At 62.2% G+C, this 21118-nt stretch carries 16 protein-coding genes; 10 read left to right on the forward strand and 6 right to left on the reverse strand.

The window, feature by feature from the left end; genetic code table 11:
- Positions 1–16: 16 nt before the first annotated feature.
- Positions 17–1654, reverse strand: a complete 1638-nt coding sequence (locus I5S59_RS14820; RefSeq protein ID WP_197877288.1) for a 5-guanidino-2-oxopentanoate decarboxylase — start codon at positions 1652–1654, stop codon at positions 17–19.
- 114 nt (positions 1655–1768) lie between these two features.
- On the opposite strand from I5S59_RS14820, the gene I5S59_RS14825 reads away from it, so the two are divergent.
- Complete coding sequence (locus I5S59_RS14825) at positions 1769–2656, forward strand: LysR substrate-binding domain-containing protein (RefSeq protein ID WP_197877289.1); 888 nt, start codon at positions 1769–1771, stop codon at positions 2654–2656.
- Here I5S59_RS14825 and I5S59_RS14830 read toward each other — a convergent pair.
- Together I5S59_RS14830 and I5S59_RS14835 are read right to left on the reverse strand one after the other, a co-directional pair.
- Complete coding sequence (locus tag I5S59_RS14830; RefSeq protein WP_197877290.1) at positions 2650–3264, reverse strand: NAD(P)-dependent oxidoreductase; 615 nt, start codon at positions 3262–3264, stop codon at positions 2650–2652. The genes I5S59_RS14825 and I5S59_RS14830 overlap by 7 nt on opposite strands.
- A 30-nt stretch (positions 3265–3294) precedes the next feature.
- Positions 3295–4179 (reverse strand): MBL fold metallo-hydrolase, encoded by an 885-nt coding sequence (locus I5S59_RS14835; RefSeq protein ID WP_197877291.1) that lies wholly within the window; start codon positions 4177–4179, stop codon positions 3295–3297.
- A 105-nt stretch (positions 4180–4284) separates the two neighbouring features.
- On the opposite strand from I5S59_RS14835, the gene I5S59_RS14840 reads away from it, so the two are divergent.
- On the forward strand, positions 4285–5193 hold the full coding sequence (locus tag I5S59_RS14840; RefSeq protein WP_197877292.1) for a LysR family transcriptional regulator: 909 nt from the start codon (positions 4285–4287) through the stop codon (positions 5191–5193).
- 421 nt (positions 5194–5614) lie between these two features.
- Positions 5615–7027, forward strand: coding sequence for an MDR family MFS transporter (locus tag I5S59_RS14845; protein WP_269670208.1), 1413 nt, complete (start codon positions 5615–5617; stop codon positions 7025–7027).
- 50 nt (positions 7028–7077) lie between these two features.
- Here the strand turns inward: I5S59_RS14845 and I5S59_RS14850 are convergent, their stop codons facing one another.
- On the reverse strand, positions 7078–7710 hold the full coding sequence (locus I5S59_RS14850) for a TetR family transcriptional regulator (RefSeq protein WP_197877293.1): 633 nt from the start codon (positions 7708–7710) through the stop codon (positions 7078–7080).
- Between the two features lie 259 nt (positions 7711–7969).
- Here I5S59_RS14850 and I5S59_RS14855 point away from each other — a divergent pair, with 259 nt between their 5' ends.
- From I5S59_RS14855 to I5S59_RS14870, 4 genes are all read left to right on the forward strand, one after another.
- Positions 7970–9121 (forward strand): efflux RND transporter periplasmic adaptor subunit, encoded by a 1152-nt coding sequence (locus I5S59_RS14855; RefSeq protein WP_197877294.1) that lies wholly within the window; start codon positions 7970–7972, stop codon positions 9119–9121.
- Positions 9122–9124: 3 nt separating this feature from the next.
- Entirely contained in the window at positions 9125–12280 is a 3156-nt protein-coding gene (locus I5S59_RS14860) for an efflux RND transporter permease subunit (protein ID WP_197877295.1), read from the forward strand.
- The gene (locus I5S59_RS14865) at positions 12277–13731 is read left to right on the forward strand and encodes an AdeC/AdeK/OprM family multidrug efflux complex outer membrane factor (protein ID WP_197877296.1); all 1455 of its coding nucleotides are present in this window, start codon (positions 12277–12279) and stop codon (positions 13729–13731) included. The genes I5S59_RS14860 and I5S59_RS14865 overlap by 4 nt, the downstream gene beginning before the upstream one ends.
- A 382-nt stretch (positions 13732–14113) precedes the next feature.
- Complete coding sequence (locus tag I5S59_RS14870) at positions 14114–15367, forward strand: OprD family porin (RefSeq protein ID WP_197877297.1); 1254 nt, start codon at positions 14114–14116, stop codon at positions 15365–15367.
- A gap of 38 nt (positions 15368–15405) precedes the next feature.
- Here the strand turns inward: I5S59_RS14870 and I5S59_RS14875 are convergent, their stop codons facing one another.
- Complete coding sequence (locus I5S59_RS14875; protein WP_197877298.1) at positions 15406–16305, reverse strand: TauD/TfdA dioxygenase family protein; 900 nt, start codon at positions 16303–16305, stop codon at positions 15406–15408.
- 181 nt (positions 16306–16486) lie between these two features.
- Here I5S59_RS14875 and I5S59_RS14880 point away from each other — a divergent pair, with 181 nt between their 5' ends.
- Positions 16487–17413 (forward strand): LysR family transcriptional regulator, encoded by a 927-nt coding sequence (locus I5S59_RS14880; protein WP_197877299.1) that lies wholly within the window; start codon positions 16487–16489, stop codon positions 17411–17413.
- Here the strand turns inward: I5S59_RS14880 and I5S59_RS14885 are convergent.
- A complete protein-coding gene (locus I5S59_RS14885) occupies positions 17370–18416 on the reverse strand; it encodes an ABC transporter substrate-binding protein (RefSeq protein WP_197877300.1) in 1047 nt (348 codons plus the stop codon). The genes I5S59_RS14880 and I5S59_RS14885 overlap by 44 nt on opposite strands.
- A 276-nt stretch (positions 18417–18692) precedes the next feature.
- Between I5S59_RS14885 and I5S59_RS14890 the strand changes: the two genes are divergently transcribed.
- Both I5S59_RS14890 and I5S59_RS14895 read left to right on the forward strand, forming a co-directional pair.
- Complete coding sequence (locus I5S59_RS14890; protein ID WP_197877301.1) at positions 18693–20288, forward strand: ABC transporter permease; 1596 nt, start codon at positions 18693–18695, stop codon at positions 20286–20288.
- Positions 20285–21109 carry an ABC transporter ATP-binding protein gene (locus tag I5S59_RS14895; RefSeq protein WP_197877302.1) on the forward strand — a complete coding sequence of 275 codons (825 nt, stop codon included), beginning with the start codon at positions 20285–20287 and terminating at the stop codon, positions 21107–21109. Before I5S59_RS14890 ends, I5S59_RS14895 begins: the two co-directional genes overlap by 4 nt.
- Positions 21110–21118: the final 9 nt, after the last annotated feature.

Raw genomic sequence — 21118 nt, forward strand, 5'->3', positions numbered from 1 at the left:
CATTGCGCAAGGCCGCTTAGGCCGGTACTGCCTGCTGCCACTGGTTCTGGTCGATCTCGATCAGGCTCGGACCCTTGCGCTCGCAGGCCTGGCGCAGCGCCTGGCGCAATCCGTCGATATCGCAGACTTCCAGGGCCGCACAACCGAGCGCCTTGGCCACGCCGATGAAGTCCGGGGTGTGGATGTCGACGCCCACCGGCTCGATGGCGCGGTTGACCATGTACTTCTTGATTTCCTCGTACCCTTGGTTATTCCACAACACGACAATCAACGGCACCTGGGCTTCGGTCGCGCTGGCAAGTTCCGGCAGAGTGAACTGCAGGCCGCCGTCGCCGATCAAGCAGATCACCGGTGCCCGCTCTTCAATGGCCTCGGCACTGCCGAGCCAGGCGCCCATGGCCGCCGGCAAGGCGTAGCCGAGGGTGCCGTAACCGGTGGAGGCGTTGAACCAGCGGCGTGGCTGATCCATGTCCAGGGTCAGGTTGCCGGTGTACACCGGTTGGGTCGAGTCACCCACCAGAATGGCGTTCGGCAACGTGTCGAGCAGGGTCTTGAGCATCCGCGTCTGGCTGTGCATTGGCAGGTCCCAATCGGCCAGCAGCGTTTCGCGCAGGCGTGCCGCACGGCTGGCGCCCCACTCAGCGCCGCGTACCGGTGCAGGCTGTTCGGCCAGGGCCACCAGCAGGGCCTGCGTCGCGACCGTGGCGTCGGCCACCAGGGCGATTTCCGGCGGGTAGTTGCGTACGGTCTGGTCCGGGTCGATGTCGATGCGCAGCAGGCGGCCAGGAATTTCGAAGCCACCTTTGAAAGTCACGTCGTAGTCGGTTTCGGCAAGTTCGGTACCGATCGCCAGCACCACGTCTGCTTCGGCCACCAGTGCACGGGTGGCGACCAACGACTGGGTGGAACCGATCTGCAGTGGATGGCTCGATGGCAGCACGCCTTTGGCATTGATGGTCAGTGCCACCGGAGCCTGCAGGTATTCAGCCAGGCGTGTCAGCGCTGCGCTGGCATCGATGGCGCCGCCACCGGCGAGGATCAGTGGGCGGCGAGCGCTGGCCAGCAAGGCGGCCATCTGCGCCACCGGAGCCGGTGCCGCGCCAGCGCGGGCAATGCGCACCGGCGCACTGCCGAGCAGGTGGTCGGCATCTTCAACCAATACATCCAGGGGGATCTCGATGTGCACCGGACGTGGACGGGCGCCGTCGAATACGGCAAAGGCACGGGCCAGCACCATCGGCAGGTCGTCGGCACTCATCAGGGTATGGGAAAACGCCGCCACACCGGCGACGAGGCTGCCCTGTGCCGGCAGCTCATGCAGCTTGCCGCGACCGCCGCCCAGCTGATTGCGCGACTGAACGCTGGAGATCACCAGCATCGGAATGGAATCGGCGTAAGCCTGCCCCATCGCGGTGGTGATGTTGGTCATCCCGGGGCCAGTGATGATGAAGCAGACGCCGGGTTTGCCACGGGTACGCGAGTAGCCATCAGCCATGAAACCTGCGCCTTGCTCATGGCGCGGGGTAATGTGCCGGATAGACGATTGTGCCAACCCGCGGTAAAGCTCGACGGTGTGCACGCCGGGAATTCCGAAGACATGGTCAACGCCATAGCCTTCAAGGAGTTTGACCAGTACTTCGCCGCAAGTTGCCATGTTCGCCTGCCTGTTGTTGTGCTGAAAACAGGCTCTATTGGACTGCCGCCACGCTAACGGCACAATGCAAAAAAGCGCATACTAGCCATGTCTACAGATCATGGCTTGACGATAATGAAACGCCTGCCCCCCTTGCCCGCCCTGCATACGTTTCTGGTCACGGCCCAGTGCTGCAACTTCACCCGGGCTGCCCAACAATTGCACATCACCCAAGGTGCGGTCAGCCGGCAGATTGCCGGGCTCGAGGAGCACCTGGGGTACGCGCTGTTCCTGCGCCAGGCCCGAGGCCTGAGCCTTACCCGCGAAGGTCAGGACTGGCTGCCGCGGGTTCAACAGGTGTTCGCCTTGATCGAGGAAGGCGTGCAGCATGTGGGGGCGCGCAGCACCACGCTGCAGTTCAAGGCGCCTACCTGTGTGATGCGCTGGTTGTTGCCACGCTTGATGGAATGGCAGGCACTGCGCCCGGACGTACCGGTGGAGCTGACCACCACGGTGCACCATGGCGTGGACTTTCGCCGCGAGGTCTTCGATGCCGCCGTGGTGTACGGTGCGGCGCCCAACCACGGGTTGCACACCCTCAAGCTGTTCGATGAACAACTGACACCGGTATGCGCGCCGCAACTGGTGTCTGGTGACCTGCCCATCACCCGGCTGGCCGACCTCGACCAGCACATGCTGCTGCACCCAACCCGCGATCACCATGACTGGAACGTCTGGCTCAATGCCGCAGGCGCCAACCTGCCACGGCACAGCAAAGGCCAGCATTTCGAAACCCTGGACATGGCGATGTCGATGGCTTCCCAGGGCACCGGCGTTGCCATCGGTGATTGGTCGCTGATCGGTGACGACCTCAAGAGCGGGCGCCTGGTGACGCCCTTCCCGCTAAAGGTCAGGACGGGCCAGGCCTATTACCTGGTCCGCCCGCAGGGCTCGAACAGCCCCGCCCTGCTTGAACTGTTCGACTGGTTGTGCGTGCAGGCGCAGGGCCGGCGCGATCAGTAGCCAACAGTAAAGCGTTGACGCGAGTGTGCAGGCTTTTCCACTTCGTCGAGCATGGCGATGGCGTAGTCTGCAAAGGTGATCAAGCTTTTGCCGTCAGCACCGATCAGCAAGTGGTCCTTGCCCGTCTGGTAGTGACCCGTGCGCGCGCCTTCGACAAACTCGGCAGAGGGTGAGAGAAAGGTCCAGTCCAGTTCTTTTTCCTGACGCAAGGTGTCCAGGTAATGCCCACCGGCGGTGGCCTCGGCCTTGTAAGCCTCAGGGAAATCAGGGCTGTCGATGACCTTGTGCCCCGATGGCAGCAGCAGGCTGCCCGCCCCGCCGACGACCAGCAGGCGTTTCACCCCTGCCTTTTTCACCGGCTCGATAATCGCCTGCGGCTTGATGCCGGAAAAATGCGCGGCGCTGAGCACCAGGTCGTGCCCAACCAGTGCCCGCTCCAGCGCGTCGGCATCGGTGACATCCAGCGCCACCGTGGTGACTCCTTCACGCCCCTGCAATTCTGCCGGGTTGCGGGCTATGGCCGTGACGCGGTGGCCACGACGCAGCGCTTCTTCCAGTAACTGGCTGCCGGCACGTCCGGTAGCCCCGATGATTGCAATCTTGCTCATGGAAACGCTCCTGTCAGGATTAACGAGTTGTTACCACTTCATTTCGCCCTTGGCGACCTTGGCACTGAGCTCCAGCGAGCTCTGTTCGCCCAGGTCCGGGTAACGCTTGTTCATGGCCGCAACCAGCCCGTCGGCATTGCCGGCCCTGGCGGTTTCGGCGTCGAAGGCGCGGATGTAACTGGCAGTAAAGCGCACAGCTTCAAGCGCTTCACCCGGCTGGCCCAAGTAATGACCGGGCACTACCGTGCGCGGCTTGAGCTGTTCGATACGCTCAAGGGTCGCCAGCCAGTCGCGGTGCGATTGCGCGGTTTGCGTATCGGCCATCCATACGTGCAGGTTGTTCGCCACCACCACGCCACCGACCACCGCCTTGATCGACGGGATCCAGACAACGCTGCGGTCTGGCTGCGGGCCATCCAGGCCGATCACCTCGAGGTCCTGGCCCTCCAGCGTCAGCCGGTTACCCGCCAACACCTCTGGCACGACAAGCCTGGCGGGTTTGTCTGCGCCCATTTGTGGGCCCCAGTACGCCAACTTGGCATCCATCGTCTGTTTGATATGGTCAACCGTAGCGGGCGAGGCAACCACCCTGGCGTCGGGAAAAGCCTCGGTCAGCGTCTGCAGGCCGAAGTAGTAATCCGGATCACCATGGCTGATATAGATGGTGGTCAGGTGTTTGCCGCTGGCGCGCAGTTTCGCCAGCACCTGTTCGGCTTGCGCCTTGCCGAACTGGGCATCTACCAGAATGGCATCGTGCTTGCCGCTGACAATCACAGAGCTGACCGGGAACAGCGCCTCGCTCCCCGGGTTGTAGACAGTCAAGTGCAACGGCTGCTCAGCCGCTTGAACCTGGGCCAGCGCACCGAGAGTGGCCAACGCCAGTAAAAAACCGCGCAGGGAAAACGAACGACGCATCAAGGCAATTCCTGAAAGTGGGACCATGGGCAACAGCTTAGTTGCGCGATCCGTCGCAAAAAATGCGATTATCAGGACTAGTTTGTTTCTGAATCCGGGCAAATCATGGATCGTCTGAGCGCAATGCGGGTGTTCGTCACGGTGGTCGACCTGGGCAGCCAATCCGCTGCCGCCGACCATCTGGACCTGTCCCGTCCCGTGGTGTCGCGTTACCTCGCCGAGCTGGAAGACTGGGTCGGCGCCCGCCTGATGCAGCGCACCACCCGCCGTCTGAGTCTGACCGCCGCAGGCCAGGAAACGCTGTCACGCTGCCGGCAGATGCTGGAACTGGCCGGCGACCTGCAAGCGGCTGTACGCGCCCCGGACGAGGCGCCACGAGGCGAGTTGCGCATCAGCGTCAGCACCTCGTTTGGCCAGGCGCAGCTGGTGGATGCCGTCGCGGCCTACGTCAAACGCTATCCCGGGGTCACCATCGACCTGCAAATGCTCGATCGCACCGTGAACCTGGTGGATGAACGCATCGACCTGGCCATCCGCACCAGCAATGAACTGGACCCCAACCTGATTGCCCGCCGCCTCAGCGTCTGCCGCTCGGTAGTGTGTGCAGCTCCCGCCTACCTGCGCGAGCATTCGACACCGATGCAAGTGGAGGACCTGACCCGGCACAACTGCCTGACTCACTCCTACTTTGGCCGCCACTTGTGGCACTTCGAGGTAAACGGCGAAAGCGTTTCGGTGCCGGTGCAAGGCAACATCAGCGCCAATGAAGCCATGACGCTGCAACGCGCAGCTCTGGCCGGCAGCGGTATCGCCATGCTGCCGACCTACCAGGCTGCAGCCGCCTTGCGTAGCGGTGAACTGATCCGGTTGTTGCCACAGGCCAAGCCCCAGGAGCTCAACCTCAATGCCGTGTACACCTCGCGCAAACACATGCCGGCCACCCTGCGCAGCATGCTCGACTTTCTCGCCGAACGTTTCACCGCCGAGCCGCAATGGGACCGCGACCTGCAGTAAGCCGGCAGTCGGGGCAATACTGGCCTATGCTTTAAGTAGCACGTATGTGCTGGTTGAAAGAGGTGAGCATCATGGGCCTCAAATCCAGAAGATGCGCAGTTGTCTGCGCCATTGCCGCAGTGCTCGGGCTTTATGGCACCGCCGCTTACCGGGTCGAACAGGCTCGCCATCAGCCGTATTCGGCAGCCAGCTGCAGCCTGGCCCATTGTGTACCGCACACTGCAACCCTCAGCGCCCTCAGGTAAGGCAAGGCCAGCAGTCGATCGGCACGCCGTGTTGATCGAGGCAGACGCTTAGCAAGCTATCGAGTACACTGGTCGGCACGTGCTTGTGCAGCCAGGCGCTGCACGATAACCCTGCCTTTTCGAGCTGGCCTGTGACCCAACTCAACACACCTCAACCGGTTCTGCGCAGCGTACTGATGGCGCTGATGCTGGCTATTTTCCTGGGTGCCCTCGACCAGACGATCGTCGCTGTGTCGATGCCGGCGATTTCCGCGCAGTTCAATGACGTCGGCCTGCTGGCCTGGGTGATCTCCGGCTACATGGTGGCCATGACCGTGGCCGTGCCGATCTACGGCAAACTGGGTGACCTGTATGGCCGGCGGCGGATGATCCTCACTGGCACCGCGCTGTTCACCCTGGCCTCGCTATTCTGCGCCGTGGCGCAAAACATGGAGCAACTGATCCTCGCCCGGGTGCTGCAGGGTATTGGCGCCGGCGGCATGGTGTCGGTCAGCCAGGCGATCATTGGCGACTTCGTGCCACCGCGTGAACGCGGTCGCTACCAGGGTTACTTCAGCAGCATGTACGCCCTGGCCAGTGTGCTCGGCCCGGTGTTGGGCGGCTACCTTACCGAGTACCTGTCGTGGCGCTGGGTGTTCTGGCTGAACCTGCCCTTGGGGTTGACCGCCTGGTGGGTAACCCGCCGCGCGCTGCACACGTTGGTGGTGCCACAGCGCCAGGCCCAGGTGGACTACCTGGGCGCGGCCCTGCTGATTTTTGGTCTGGGCAGCCTGATGCTGAGCATCACCCTGATCGGCCAGGGACACGCGTGGCATACGCCCGAAGTCAGTGTCCTGGTGCTGTGCGCGCTGCTCGGGTTGTGGGTGTTTGTGCGCCATGAGCGTCAGGTCGCCGAACCCCTGCTACCCCTCAAGCTATTCTCCAACCGGGTCGCTACGCTGTGCTGGTGTACATTGTTCTTCACCAGCTTTCAGGCCATTTCCCTGACCATGTTGATGCCCCTGCGCTACCAGAGCATCACCGGCGCCGGCGCAGACAGTACCGCCCTGCATATTCTGCCGCTGGCCATCGGCTTGCCAATCGGTGCTTACTGCGGGGGCCGCCTGACCAGTTTCACCGGACGCTTCAAACCGCAGATCCTCGGCGGCGCGCTGCTGATGCCGTTTGCCATCGTTGGCATGGCGTTCACCGCACCGCAAGCGGCCTGGCTCAGCGGCTTGTTCATGATCCTGACCGGGATTGCCTCGGGCCTGCAGTTCCCGACGTCGCTGGTGGCGGCGCAAAGTGCGGTACAGGCGCAGGATATCGGCGTGGCCACCAGCACCAGCAACCTGTTCCGATCGCTGGGTGGCGCCATGGGCGTGGCCTGTATGTCGGCAATGTTGCTGGCAATGCTGCAGGGCACGGGCCTGAGCCTGGCCGGCGATGCGTTGCTCGGCAGCCTCAAGGCGGGCATGCCGGACGAACAACTGCAGCTGCAATTGCTGACAACCTTCCGCCATTTATTACTGGGCAGTGCTATGGTGTCTGTGCTCGGACTGACAGCCGCACTGGCGTTGCCTGACGCGCAATTACGCGGCCATGGGTAGGACGGATCCGAAGGTTGTGGACATATTTCATCACAAACCTTCACAAAGTCCTATTTGCGCAATGAGGGGCTCAAGCGCAGCATATCCAGCCCGGTATCGACCCATTGCTCGGCATCACCGAGCAAGTCGAAGCTTTCCGGCAAGAGCAGCCAGCGTCGAATCAGACCGTCGATGTAGGCATATATCGCCAGTGCTGCACGATCCGGATTCACATCAGCGGGCAATTGCCCGCGCTTGATTGCATTGCCCAGCGACAACGCGATATGGGCATGACACTCATCTGTCGAGGTTTGCCGTTGCTGGCGAATTTCGCACATATCATCGGTGAACTCGCACTTGTGATGCAGAATTTCATTGATACGGCGGGTTTTCGGGTCAAGCACCAACTGGTGCATCAACTGGACCAGCAGCTTGCGCATGCAGCCGAGCGGATCCAGCTCGTCTTCACTTTCGCTGGCCCGGGCCAGGGCGTCGAGAGGCTCATGCAGGCTGTCGAGCATCGCTTCGACCAGCTCGGCCTTGTCGTTGAAATGCCAATAGATAGCGCCACGGGTAACCCCGGCCAGTTTGGCGATATCGGCGAGCGTGGTGCGCGCCACTCCGCGCTTGTAGAAGGCCTTTTCTGCTGCCTCAAGTATCTGGGCGCGGGTTTCCTGGGCTTCCTCTTTGGTTCTACGGACCATGGCAGTACAACCTCATCAAGACCCAGACGTGCCTGTGGCCATCCGGGAGCTGGGCCGGGCCAACCTTTTGCAGATTGTGACCGGCATATGAAATTCAAGGCTTGCAGCGGCCTGGGGCATCGTCAGCAAGGTATTTACAAACAACCATGAATGTAAGTATATTCCTTAGCAAGCTATTTATCCACTCGACAGAATTTTTTCTTAAACACCCTTTCCACTATTCTTGAGCGTCTTCAGCTCTTGCGACCCGAGGATCTTCATGCAATTCAAGCCAGCTGTTACCGCTCTGGTATCCGCCGTCGCCCTGGCAACACTGCTCAGTGGCTGTAAAAAGGAAGAGGCTGCGCCCGTTGCGCAAGCGCCTCAGGTCGGCGTCGTAACCCTGAAAACTCAAGCCTATACCCTCACCTCCGACCTGCCGGGGCGGACCACTGCTTATCGCATTGCTGAAGTTCGCCCACAGGTCAACGGCATCATTCTCAAGCGTCTGTTCAAGGAAGGTACCGAGGTCAAGGAAGGCCAGCAGCTCTACCAGATCGACCCGTCAGTGTACGAGGCGACCCTGACCAGCGCTCAGGCCAACCTGCAATCGACCCGTTCGCTGTCCGAACGCTACAAGCAACTGGTTGCCGAACAAGCCGTAAGCCGCCAGGAATACGACGACGCGCAAGCCAAACGTTTGCAGGCTGAAGCCGCGCTGCGCAGTGCCCAGATCGACCTGCGCTACACCAAGGTGCTGGCCCCGCTGAGCGGCCGTATCGGTCGTTCCGCAGTCACCGAAGGCGCCCTGGTCAACAATGGCCAGGCCGACGCCATGGCCGTCATCCAGCAACTGGACCCGATCTATGTCGACGTCACCCAGTCTTCGGCCGAGCTGCTCAAGCTGCGCCGTGAACTGGAAAGCGGCCAGTTGCAGAAGGTCGGTGACAACGCCGCCAAGGTCACCCTGACCCTGGAAGACGGCAGCACCTACCGCCAGGAAGGTCGCCTGGAGTTCTCCGAAGTGTCGGTTGATCCGACCACAGGTTCGGTCACCCTGCGTGCCGTGTTCCCCAACCCCGAACACAACCTGCTGCCGGGCATGTTCGTCCACGCGCGCCTGAAGGCCGGCGTCAACGACCAGGCCATCCTGGTGCCGCAACAAGGCGTGACCCGCGACCTCAAGGGCCAGCCGACTGCACTGGTCGTCAACCAGGAAAACAAGGTCGAGCTGCGCCAGCTCAAGGCCAGCCGGACCGTTGGCAGCGAGTGGCTGATCCAGGAAGGCCTCAACGCCGGTGACCGCGTGATCACCGAAGGCCTGCAGTACGTCAAACCGGGTGTCGAGGTGAAGGTCAGCGAAGCCACCAACGTCAAACCTGCCCAGACCACCCAGGCCAATGCAACGAATGCAGAGGCCAAAGGGGAGTAAACCATGTCGAGATTTTTTATCGATCGCCCGATTTTTGCCTGGGTGATCGCCTTGGTGATCATGTTGGTCGGCGCGTTGTCGATCCTCAAGTTGCCAATCAACCAGTACCCGAGCATTGCGCCACCGGCCATCGCCATCGCCGTAACCTATCCGGGCGCCTCGGCGCAGACCGTACAGGACACGGTGGTTCAGGTGATCGAGCAACAGCTCAACGGTATCGATAACCTGCGTTATGTCTCGTCGGAAAGTAACTCCGACGGCACCATGACCATTACCGCGACCTTCGAGCAGGGCACCAACCCCGATACCGCTCAGGTCCAGGTCCAGAACAAGCTGAACCTGGCAACCCCGCTGCTGCCGCAAGAAGTACAGCAACAGGGTATTCGCGTTACCAAGGCGGTGAAGAACTTCCTGCTGGTAATCGGTCTGGTGTCTGAAGACGGCAGCATGACCAAGGACGACCTGGCCAACTACATCGTCTCCAACATGCAGGACCCGATCTCGCGGACCGCCGGTGTCGGTGACTTCCAGGTGTTCGGTGCCCAGTATGCGATGCGGATCTGGCTCGACCCGGCCAAGCTCAACAAGTACCAGCTGACCCCCGTCGACGTGCGCACTGCAGTGGCTGCACAGAACGTGCAGATTTCCTCTGGCCAGCTCGGCGGCCTGCCGGCCCTGCCAGGGACTCAGCTGAACGCCACCATCATCGGCAAGACCCGTCTGCAGACCGCCGAGCAGTTCGAGAAGATCCTGCTCAAGGTCAACCGCGATGGCTCGCAGGTACGCCTGAGCGATGTCGCCAACGTCAGCCTGGGTGGTGAGAACTACGCCGTGAGCGCGCAGTTCAACGGCAAACCGGCCTCGGGTCTGGCGGTCAAGCTGGCGACCGGCGCCAACGCGCTGGATACCGCCAAGGCACTGCGCAAGACCATCAGCGACCTCGAGCCGTTCTTCCCGGAAGGCATGAAGGCGGTGTTCCCGTATGACACCACGCCAGTGGTGACCGAATCGATCAGCGGGGTAATCCATACCCTGATCGAAGCGATCGTGCTGGTGTTCCTGGTGATGTACCTGTTCCTGCAAAACTTCCGCGCCACCATCATCACCACGATGACGGTGCCCGTGGTATTGCTCGGTACCTTCGGCATCCTCGCTGCCGCCGGCTTCAGCATCAACACCCTGACCATGTTCGGCATGGTACTGGCCATCGGTCTATTGGTGGACGATGCCATCGTTGTGGTGGAAAACGTCGAGCGGGTAATGGCCGAAGAGGGCCTGTCACCCAAGGAAGCCACCAAGAAGTCCATGGGCCAGATCCAGGGCGCACTGGTGGGTATCGCCATGGTGCTCTCGGCGGTACTGCTGCCCATGGCATTCTTCAGCGGCTCGACCGGGGTGATCTACAAGCAGTTCTCGATCACCATCGTTTCGGCCATGGCGCTGTCGGTGCTGGTAGCGCTGATCTTCACCCCTGCCCTGTGCGCAACCATGCTCAAGGCGATTCCCAAGGGTGAACATCACGTTCCCAAACGCGGCTTCTTCGGCTGGTTCAACCGTAACTTCGATCGCAGCGTACAGAGCTACGAGCGCGGTGTCGGCAACATGTTGCGGCACAAGGCGCCGTACCTGCTGGCCTACCTGCTGATCGTGGTCGGCATGATCTGGCTGTTCACCCGCATCCCTACCGCGTTCCTCCCGGAAGAAGACCAGGGCGTACTGTTTGCCCAGGTGCAGACACCAGCCGGCTCCAGTGCCGAGCGGACCCAGGTGGTGATCGACGAGATGCGCAGCTACCTGCTGGACAAGGAAGCCGACACCGTCGCCTCGGTGTTCACCGTAAACGGCTTCAACTTCGCCGGTCGCGGTCAGAGCTCGGGTATGGCCTTCATCATGCTCAAGCCCTGGGAAGAACGTTCCGCCGAGAACAACGTGTTCAACCTGGCCGCCCGTGCCCAGCAACACTTCTTCACCTTCCGTGACGCGATGGTGTTCGCCTTTGCCCCGCCTGCGGTACTGGAGCTGGGTAACGCCACCGGTTTCGACGTGTTCCTGCAAGACCGTTCCGGTGTGGGTCACGACAAGCTGATGGAAGCGCGCAACCAGTTCCTCGGCATGGCCGCGCAAAGCAAGATCCTCTCGGCCGTGCGTCCGAACGGTCTGAACGATGAACCGCAATACCAGCTGACCGTCGACGACGAGCGCGCCAGTGCCTTGGGCGTGACCATTGCCGACATCAACAACACCCTGTCGATTGCCCTGGGTGCCAGCTACGTCAACGACTTCATCGACCGCGGTCGGGTGAAGAAGGTCTACATCCAGGGTGAGTCCGCTTCGCGCATGAGCCCCGAAGACCTGCAGAAGTGGTACGTGCGCAACGCCGCCGGCGAGATGGTGCCGTTCTCCTCCTTCGCCAAAGGCGAGTGGATCTACGGTGCACCGAAGCTTGCGCGTTACAACGGTGTAGAAGCCATGGAGATTCTCGGTGCCCCGGCCCCTGGCTACAGTACCGGTGAGGCCATGCTCGAAGTTGAACGTATCGCCGCGCAACTGCCCAAGGGTATCGGTTACTCCTGGACCGGTCTGTCGTACGAGGAGCGCCTGTCGGGCTCCCAGGCCCCTGCCCTGTACGCGTTGTCGCTGCTGATGGTGTTCCTGTGCCTGGCGGCGCTGTATGAAAGCTGGTCGATTCCGATCGCGGTCATGCTCGTGGTACCGCTCGGGATCATTGGTGCACTGTTGGCCACCAGCCTTCGCGGCCTGTCCAACGACGTGTACTTCCAGGTGGGACTGTTGACCACCATCGGCCTGGCGGCGAAGAACGCGATTCTGATCGTCGAGTTCGCCAAGGAACTGCACGAGCAGGGCCGCAACCTGGTCGACGCGGCCATCGAAGCCTGCCGGATGCGTTTGCGGCCGATCATCATGACCTCGCTGGCGTTCATCCTCGGCGTGGTACCGTTGGCTACCTCTACCGGTGCGGGCTCGGGCAGCCAGCACGCGATCGGTACCGGGGTAATCGGCGGCATGTTGACGGCCACCGTCCTCGCGATTTTCTGGGTACCCCTGTTCTTCGTTACCGTGTCGTCGATGTTCACCGGCAAAAAAGCCGAAGAAGAAGACGCCACACCTGCCACTCCACGCAATGAGGCTGGGCAATGAGTAAGTCCCTGTTGTCCCTGGCGATCACCGCTTTCATGCTGGGCGGTTGCTCGCTGATCCCTGACTACCAGACCCCGGAATCGCCGGTGGCCGCGCAGTGGCCGCAAGGCCCTGCCTACTCGCCGACCGAGTCGGCGCAAGTGGCCGCTGCCGAACAGGGCTGGCGTCAGTTTTTCCATGACCCGGCGCTGCAGCAGCTGATCCAGACCTCGCTGGTCAACAACCGCGACCTGAAGGTCGCGGCCCTGAACATCGATGCCTACCGGGCGCAGTACCGCATCCAGCGGGCCGATCTGTTCCCGGCGGTCAGCGCCACCGGTAGCGGCAGCCGTCAGCGCATGCCGGCCGATATGTCGCAGACTGGCGAATCCGGTATCACCAGCACCTACTCGGCCACCCTGGGCGTGAGCGCCTACGAACTCGACCTGTTCGGTCGCGTGCGCAGCCTCACCGAGCAGCAACTGGAAATCTACCTGTCCAGCGAAGAAGCGCGGCGATCGACCCAGATCGCCCTGGTGGCCAGCGTGGCCAACGCCTACTTCACCTGGCAGGCCGATCAGGACCTGCTCAAGCTGACCGAAGACACCCTCAAGACTTACGAGCAAAGCTACGCATTGACCTTGCGCAGCAATGAAGTAGGGGTGGCTTCGGCCCTGGACCTGAGCCAGGCACGGACATCGGTAGAAGGTGCCCGGGTCAAGCTGGCCCAGTACCAGCGCCTGGTTGCCCAGGACCAGAACAGCCTGGCTGTGCTGCTCGGCACCGGCATTCCGGCCGACCTGCCGGCGGCGAAGGATCTGGACAGCGACCTGCTGGCCGACGTGCCGGCGGGCCTGCCGTCCGACGTGCTGCACCGCCGTCCGGACATCCAGGAAGCCGAGCACCTGCTCAAGGCTGCCAACGCCAACATCGGCGCCGCCCGGGCTGCGTTCTTCCCGAGCATCAGCCTGACCGCCAACGCCGGCACCATCAGCCCGGACATGAGCGGGCTGTTCAACGGCGGTTCCGGTACCTGGCTGTTCCAGCCGCAGATCAACCTGCCGATCTTCAACGCCGGTGCGCTGCGTGCCAGCCTCGACTACTCGAAGATCCAGAAGGACATCAACGTCGCCAAGTACGAGAAAACCATCCAGACCGCCTTCCAGGAAGTCTCCGATGGCCTCGCGGCGCGCAAGACCTTCAACGAGCAGTTGCAAGCCCAGCGTGACCTGGTGTCTGCCAACCAGGACTACTACCGTCTGGCCGAACGTCGTTACCGTATTGGTGTCGACAGCAACCTGACCTTCCTCGATGCCCAGCGTCAGCTGTTCAACAGCCAGCAGTCGCTGATCACCGACCGGCTGTCGCAGCTGGTGAGTGAGGTCAACCTGTACAAGGCCCTCGGTGGCGGCTGGTACGAGCAGACCGGTCAGGCACAGCAGCAGGCGGCGGTTGATTCGCCAAAAAGCTGAGTAGCCGTTGAGTGACCAGAGCCCACCCTTGCGGTGGGCTTTTTTATTCGCCGCACAACCTCTGTAGGAGCATGGCTTGCCCGCGAAAAACGATGACGCGGAGCATCAGGAACACCGCGGTGCCCGGTTCGCCGGCAAGCCCGGCTCCTACGTCGGCGGCTCCCACAAAGACAGTTGCGCCTACAAATCGAAAAGTAACTAACCAGTTAGTGTTCGGTTATCGCCCAGTACCGCTTGTAACGAATTGATTCCCCCTCCCCGCCGCCGCACCATCCCTTCGCAGCTTCTTCATGCCGTACCCAAAGATCGCTACCCGGCCTGTGACCCCACTCCGTCACAGCGGACGGTTTCGGCTTACATAAAAACAAGAGACATACCGAAGATGACCACAACGCCCACCGCACGTCACCTGCTTCCCGGCCTGCTGGCCATGGCTTGCGCCTTGCCCGCCGCCGCAACCGAAGGCGGCTTTATCGAAGACGCCAAGGCCAGCCTCAACCTGCGCAACTTCTACATCAACCGCAACTTCGTCGACCCGGCTTACCCGCAAAGCAAAGGCGAAGAATGGACCCAAAGCTTCATTCTCGATGCGCGTTCGGGCTTCACCCAAGGCCTTGTCGGTTTCGGCGTCGATGTACTGGGGCTGTATTCGGTCAAGCTGGATGGCGGCAAGGGTACGGCCGGCACCCATTTGTTGCCGGTGCATGACGATGGCCGTCCCGCCGATGACTTCGGTCGTCTGGGGGTGGCACTCAAGGCCAAGGTCTCCAACACCGAGCTGAAAATCGGCGAGTGGATGCCGGTGTTGCCGATCCTGCGCTCGGACGATGGCCGCTCGTTGCCGCAAACGTTCCGCGGCGGGCAGATCACTTCCCAGGAAATCGCCGGCCTGACGGTGTACGCAGGGCAGTTCCGTGGCAACAGCCCGCGTAACGACGCGAGCATGGAAGACATGTCGATGAACGGCAAGGCGGCCTTCACCTCCGACCGCTTCAACTTTGTCGGCGGCGAGTACAGCTTCAACGATAAACGTACGCTGATCGGCCTGTGGAATGCCGAGCTCAAAGACATCTACAGCCAGCAGTACATCAACCTGGTGCACAGCCAGCCCCTAGGTGACTGGACCCTGGGTGCCAACCTCGGTTACTTCTTCGGCAAGGAAGATGGCGCCGAGCGGGCCGGTGAGCTGGACAACCGCACCGCCTCGGCATTGCTGTCGGCCAAGTACGGCAGCAACACCTTTTACGTCGGCCTGCAAAAAGTCAGTGGTGACGATGCCTGGATGCGGGTTAACGGCACCAGCGGCGGTTCGCTGGCCAACGACAGCTACAACTCCAGCTTCGACAACGCCAAGGAGCGCTCCTGGCAACTGCGCCACGACTTCAACTTTGCCGGTGTCGGGGTCCCCGGCCTGACCCTGATGAACCGCTACATCAGCGGTGACAATGTGCACACTGCAACGGTCAGCGATGGCGAGGAATGGGCACGTGAATCGGAGCTGGCCTACGTGATCCAGTCCGGCACGCTGAAGAACCTGTCGGTGAAATGGCGCAACTCGACCATGCGCCGCGACTACAGCACCAACGCCTTCGATGAGAACCGCCTGATCATCAGCTACCCGATCAGCATTCTCTGATAAGCGCGGGCGGCGACCCTGGGCCGCCGCCCTGCCGTTTACGCCCCGCGGGTGGTTCGGCTGCGCTGGCCGTTGATGCCGACCGGCACGTCGCCCTGCAAGGTTACCCGACGCACAACCCGGTTCTGCGTGCCATAGTCATCGACGGCGTAATGCTGGGTACCGCGGTTGTCCCAGATCGCCACGTCACCTGCCTGCCAGCGCCAGCGCACGGTGTTTTCCAGGCGCGTGACATGGCTCTGCAACAGGTTGAAGAGGTGGGTGGAATCAAATTGTGAGTAACCCTTCAGGCGTTTGACGAAATGGCCGAGCAGCAGGTGCTTCTCACCGCTGACCGGGTGTACGCGCACCACCGGATGCTCCGTTTCATACACTGTTGAGGTGAAAATACGACGATAGCTTTCCTGCTGCTCGGCGGTGACATTCGGCTTGGCAGCAGCATAGTCGTACTCGTTGCTGTGCACCGCCCAGAGCTTGTCGGCCAGGGCCTGCAATTCAGCCGGGAGGTCCTGGTAGGCCGTGGCGGTGTTGGCCCAGACCGTGTCGCCACCCGAGGCCGGGGCGACCACCGAGCGCAGGATCGATGCCTTCGGATAGGCCTCGACGAAGGTCACATCGGTATGCCAGGAGTTGGCCCGGCGCTCGCCATCCAGTTCCAGCAGGAAGCGCGTGCCTTCGCGAACCGGCACGGTGGGGTGGGCAATCGGCTCACCCAGCAGGTGCGCGAATGCTTCCTGGCCCTGGTCGTCGAGGTGATGCTGGGCGCGGAAGAAAATCACCTTGTGCTCTACCAGTGCGGCCTGGATGGCCTCGATCACGGCGGGCTCAAGGTCGGCACTCAACTGTACCCCGCGAATCTCGGCGCCGATGCGTCCGGCCACCGGATGGATGTCCAGCGCGTGGCTGATCGGTGCTACGGCGTGTGCGGCATTGCTCATGTGACGACCCTCATCTGGCTGCTCTAGGAAAATGCCGATGAAACACTGGCGCTATCTATATGCAAATAAGCTCTAACAGATATTCAAGTGCTTCATTGACGGAATAAGAGCTTGCATTTAAAACCTGAGGCTTCGTGGCGGCAAATACCTTCGCCGTATTTTTGGAATGCCGGGAAAGCATATGGATCTTCGCCAATTACGTTACTTCATCGCCCTTACCGAACACCGCAGCTTTGTCCGCGCGGCCGATGCCATGGGCATCACCCAGCCGGCCTTCAGCCGCAGCATTCAGGGTCTGGAACAGGAGTTCGGGTGCGTGTTGGTCGACCGTGGCAACAAGGAGTTGCGGCCCACCCCGGAAGGCCAGGTGGTGCTACAGCATGCCTTGCGCCTGGTGCAAGGTGCCGCGCAGTTGAGTTGCGAAGTGCTGCAGATGACCAAGCTCGATGCTGGCGAGCTGCATTTCGGCTGCGGCCCTGCACCAGCGGTGCAGTTGGTGCCGCGCGCTCTGGCGCAGTTCCTTCAGGCCTACCCCAAGGTTCGCACCCGTCTGGAAGTGGATAACTGGGAGAAACTCAGCCGGGCCTTGAACCGCGAAGAGATCGAGTTCTTCATCGCCGACATCCGTCAGTTCGAAGCGGACCCGAACTTTCACACCGTGCCCCTGAACCAGCGCCGCGGCCTGTTCTTTTGCCGTCCGGGGCATCCGTTGCTGGCCAAGGAAAGCCTGTCGACCAACGACATGTTCGACTACCCGCTGGCGACCACGCTGATTCCACCGGGCGTGCGCAAGCTGTTGGCCAACCTCAGCGGCAAGACCGACTTTACCCCGCAGCTGCTCACCGAACACCTGCCGACCCTGGTACACCGGGTGCTGGACAGCGATGCCATCGGGATCGGCACCGAAGAAGCCTTCGCCGAGGATATTCGCCAAGGGCGTCTGGTGCGCCTGCACTGGCGCAACCTGCCGGCCAACCTCGACAGCCTCAACGCGCGCTGCGGCATCGTCAGCCGCAGCGGTTTTCGCTTGTCGCCGGCCGCAAGAGCGATGATCGATACCCTGATCAGCCTCGATCAGCAGCCAGGGCTGCAGGTGCTGGCCGGGTAGCCTGCGGGGCCAGCCACTGGCTGACCTTGAACGGCTTGCGGATCAGCCGTTGTTCGGCGGCCAGGTCCACCGAGGCCTGGAGCTGATCGAGAAAAGGCTGGTCGAGGCTTGAACGGAACGTCTGCCCGAGCACCTCGTCCTGCAAGTCGCGCTGGAGGATCACCGGTGGGTAGCTGGCCAGTTCCGAGACCAGTTCGATGTACGCCGTTTTATTGTTTTCATCGCTCAACCACTGAACCGCCTGCTGCTGCGCCTCGAGCAGACGTTGCACCAGTTCGGGGTGAGCATCGACAAACGCCCCCGAGCCCACCAGCACTGCCTGGATACTGCCCACGCCCCCGAGATCCCGGGTGTTGAGCGGCAACTCGGCCAGGCCGCGCTCTTGCAGCGCATTCAGCCCCGACAGCCCCCAGGTGGCATCGATCTGGCGGGCGGCCAGCGCAGCCACGGCGGCACTGAAGTCGAGGTTGATCACCTTCAGGTCTTTCTCGCTCAGCCCCTGGCTGGCCAGGGCCGCGTCGAATGACAACTGGCTGGCGGTGCCGCGAAAGATCGCCACGCGCTTGCCCTTCAAATCCTGCAGGGTCTTTATGCCGCTGCCGGGCACCACGCCCAGGTAATGCTTGATGCCGCGCCCGGTAGCCGCCAGCAAGCGCGTGTCGACACCATTGGCCTTGCCGATGATGGCGGCCAGATCGCCCAGGTACGCGAAGTCGACCTGGCCGTTGGCAAAGGCTTCGTTGATCACCGGGCCAGCACCCTTGAAGTAGTTCCACCGGACCTTGATGCCGTCGGCTGCAAAGGCTTTTTCCAGCAGTTGCTGGCTGCGCAGCACATCGCTGACGCCGCCGCCGGAATTTTTCGTGCCGGCGCTCAGGTCGGGCACGGCGATACGAATCTCGCGGACCTCGACCGCCTGGGCCAACGGGGGCAGCCAGCCCACCACAGCGGCCAGGGCGGGGGCGGCAAACAGGCTGAAAACACGATTGATCGACAGGTTCATGGCGCGACTCCTTGTAATGGTGACGCCACGCTAACCACAACACACACCAGCAAATAAATACTATTAAATTACATTTTAATAATTACATGGAATAAACAAGGCGCTACGGGCCTCTGCGCAACCCATGCAGGCGACACAAGAAAAATATGCTTCGAATGCATTGGATACACGGCCCTGTGCCTGTTTTAAATGCGCTCTCTTATGAGCTATTCGAATTTATTTTCAGATAAATAGACTCAAAAGGAATATATAAATATCCAACCACGGAGCTTCGCCATGGCCCGAGCCTCACTTACCAGCCCGACTCTGGCTCCGCCCGGTCAACGCCTGCCCCTCTTCATCAGCGCCTATCGAGGACACCTGAGTGCCTGGTACCTGCCCTGCGGGCTGGCGCTGTTGTGGTGGCTGGCCAGCCGTTATCTGTGGATGAGCGAACAGATCCTGCCGGCGCCCGCCGTGGTCTGGCAAAGCGCACAGGAACTGGCACAGGGCGAGCTGTGGTCACATCTGGCGATCAGCCTGCAACGCTTGCTGATCGGCCTGCTGGCCGGTGTCGGCAGCGGTGCCGTGCTGGGCGCCTGGCTCGGTGTCAGCCGGCGCGCCGAACGCCTGGTACTGCCCACCTTCAACGCCCTGGCACAAATACCGACGCTGGCCTGGGTACCGCTGTTCATGGTGCTGTTCGGTATCGGCGAAGTGCTCAAGCTGGTGGTGTTGGTCAAGGCCATCATTGTTCCGGTCACCCTGCATACCCTGGTCGGTGTGCGGGACGCGCAACCCCGCCTGCGTGAAGCGGCGGCAGTGCTCAAGCTGCCGCGACACCTGTTGATCACCCGGCTGATCCTGCCCGCGGCCCTGCCCGCCTTCATGGCCGGCGTGCGCCTGGCGCTGGCCACGGGCTGGTCTTCACTGCTGGCGGTCGAGTTGCTCGCCTCCAGTGAAGGCATCGGCTACCTGATGGTCTGGGCCCGCCAGCTGTTCATGCTCGATATCGTGTTCGTCTGCATCGCCGTCATCGGCCTGCTCGGATTTGCCATGGACCGCGGCCTCGGCTGGCTGGAACGGCGCCTGGTGCACTGGCCGCATCCGCCCGGCGCGGAATTGCGGGTGCAGCGCCTGCAGGGCGTCGAGTACCTGCAGGCCTTGCTGCTACCTCTGGCCCTGGTGATCGCCTGGCACCTGGCGAATCAGTTGCAATGGGTCGACGCGACCATCCTCGTGGCCCCCTGGCAGGTGCTGGTCACCGCCTGGGAGGGTCTGCTCGACGGCTCACTGACCTCGGCGTTGGCCGTCAGTGTCGGTCGGGCGCTGGGCGGCCTGCTGCTGGGCGGCGGCCTGGGCTTTGTGCTGGGCCTGTGGATGGGCCTGTCGCGCCCGGCCGAACGCCTACTTGGACCGACCCTTGCCGGTCTGCGCCAGATCGCGATCTTTGCCTGGGTACCGCTGCTCACGGCCTGGTTTGGCTTGGGTGAGCTGGCCAAATGGGTATTTGTCGGGCTGGCCGCGTTTTTCCCGCTGTTCATTGCCACCCAACGCAGTGTCGCCAACCGTTCCCCGCAACTGGAAGAGGCCGCGCGGGTCCTGCACCTGAATCTGCTCCAGCGCCTCCTGCGCCTGGTGCTTCCTGGCGCAGCGCCGGGAATATTCGCCGGGCTGCGCATCGGCCTCATCTATGCCTGGCTCGGCACCATCGGCGCCGAGTACTTCATGCCCTCCGGTGGCGGCATCGGCAGCCTGATGATCGGTGCCCAGCAACTGCTGCGCATGGACCTGATCATGGCCGCGATGCTCCTGGTCGGCCTCACCGGCGCACTGCTGGGCGCCCTCGGACAATACATCGAAGCGCGTGCCACGCGCTGGAGACGAGCATGAACGCAATCGCCCATCCCTTGGTCAGCTTCAACCAGATCAGCAAACACTTTGCCGTGGCTGGCGGTGAGCTGGAAGCCATTCGTGACTTCAACCTGCAGATCGCCGATGGCGAGTTCGTTGCCATCGTCGGCGCCAGCGGTTGTGGTAAATCCACCCTGCTGCGCCTGCTGATCGGCCTCGACAATGATTATCAGGGGCAGATCCTGATCGATGGCAAGCCGCTGACCGGCATCGGCAGCGAGCGCGGCATCGTGTTTCAGGAGCATCGTCTGTTCCCCTGGCTGACGGTCCACGACAACATCGCCCTGGGCCTGGTCAACGAGCCGTTGTCGGCACAGCAGCGCGAACAGCGCATCACCGACTACATCGCCCTGGTCGGCCTGCAGGATTTCAGCCAGGCCTACCCCCATCAACTTTCCGGCGGCATGGCGCAGCGCGTGGCGATTGCCCGTGGCCTGGTGTCGAGCCCGCGCATCCTGTTGCTTGACGAGCCATTCGGCGCCCTCGACGCCCTGACTCGCCAGCAGATGCAGGACGAGCTGCTGGCGATCCGCGCACGTGCGCGGATCACCACCTTGCTGGTGACCCACGACGTCGAAGAGGCGCTGTTTCTCGCTGACCGCGTAGTGGTCCTGGAGCCACGCCCGGGGCGTATCAAGCGCATCCAGCGCATTGACCTGCCACACCCGCGCCAGCGTGCCAGCCACAGCTTCCACCGCTTGCGCGAGGCCTTGCTGCACGACCTGACCGCCGACGACCGCTACCTGCCGGCGGTCCCCGAACAGATCCACAACCTGCCCTTGTCCTACCTTGCCTATTGAGAGCTGACC

The organism is Pseudomonas alkylphenolica, assembly GCF_016009175.1.
GTDB classification, from domain to species: domain Bacteria; phylum Pseudomonadota; class Gammaproteobacteria; order Pseudomonadales; family Pseudomonadaceae; genus Aquipseudomonas; species Aquipseudomonas alkylphenolica_B.

What these genes read in the sequence shown, in the direction of transcription:
- I5S59_RS14865 (WP_197877296.1), top strand. Translation starts at nt 12,277, where the DNA reads ATGAGTAAGTCCCTGTTGTCCCTGGCGATCACCGCTTTCATGCTGGGC.
- I5S59_RS14845 (WP_269670208.1), top strand. Translation starts at nt 5,615, where the DNA reads ATGGCGCTGATGCTGGCTATTTTCCTGGGTGCCCTCGACCAGACGATC.
- I5S59_RS14850 (WP_197877293.1), bottom strand. Translation starts at nt 7,710, where the DNA reads ATGGTCCGTAGAACCAAAGAGGAAGCCCAGGAAACCCGCGCCCAGATA.
- I5S59_RS14825 (WP_197877289.1), top strand. Translation starts at nt 1,769, where the DNA reads ATGAAACGCCTGCCCCCCTTGCCCGCCCTGCATACGTTTCTGGTCACG.
- I5S59_RS14875 (WP_197877298.1), bottom strand. Translation starts at nt 16,305, where the DNA reads ATGAGCAATGCCGCACACGCCGTAGCACCGATCAGCCACGCGCTGGAC.
- I5S59_RS14860 (WP_197877295.1), top strand. Translation starts at nt 9,125, where the DNA reads ATGTCGAGATTTTTTATCGATCGCCCGATTTTTGCCTGGGTGATCGCC.
- I5S59_RS14880 (WP_197877299.1), top strand. Translation starts at nt 16,487, where the DNA reads ATGGATCTTCGCCAATTACGTTACTTCATCGCCCTTACCGAACACCGC.
- I5S59_RS14830 (WP_197877290.1), bottom strand. Translation starts at nt 3,264, where the DNA reads ATGAGCAAGATTGCAATCATCGGGGCTACCGGACGTGCCGGCAGCCAG.
- I5S59_RS14895 (WP_197877302.1), top strand. Translation starts at nt 20,285, where the DNA reads ATGAACGCAATCGCCCATCCCTTGGTCAGCTTCAACCAGATCAGCAAA.
- I5S59_RS14820 (WP_197877288.1), bottom strand. Translation starts at nt 1,654, where the DNA reads ATGGCAACTTGCGGCGAAGTACTGGTCAAACTCCTTGAAGGCTATGGC.
- I5S59_RS14870 (WP_197877297.1), top strand. Translation starts at nt 14,114, where the DNA reads ATGACCACAACGCCCACCGCACGTCACCTGCTTCCCGGCCTGCTGGCC.
- I5S59_RS14835 (WP_197877291.1), bottom strand. Translation starts at nt 4,179, where the DNA reads ATGCGTCGTTCGTTTTCCCTGCGCGGTTTTTTACTGGCGTTGGCCACT.
- I5S59_RS14890 (WP_197877301.1), top strand. Translation starts at nt 18,693, where the DNA reads ATGGCCCGAGCCTCACTTACCAGCCCGACTCTGGCTCCGCCCGGTCAA.
- I5S59_RS14840 (WP_197877292.1), top strand. Translation starts at nt 4,285, where the DNA reads ATGGATCGTCTGAGCGCAATGCGGGTGTTCGTCACGGTGGTCGACCTG.
- I5S59_RS14885 (WP_197877300.1), bottom strand. Translation starts at nt 18,416, where the DNA reads ATGAACCTGTCGATCAATCGTGTTTTCAGCCTGTTTGCCGCCCCCGCC.
- I5S59_RS14855 (WP_197877294.1), top strand. Translation starts at nt 7,970, where the DNA reads ATGCAATTCAAGCCAGCTGTTACCGCTCTGGTATCCGCCGTCGCCCTG.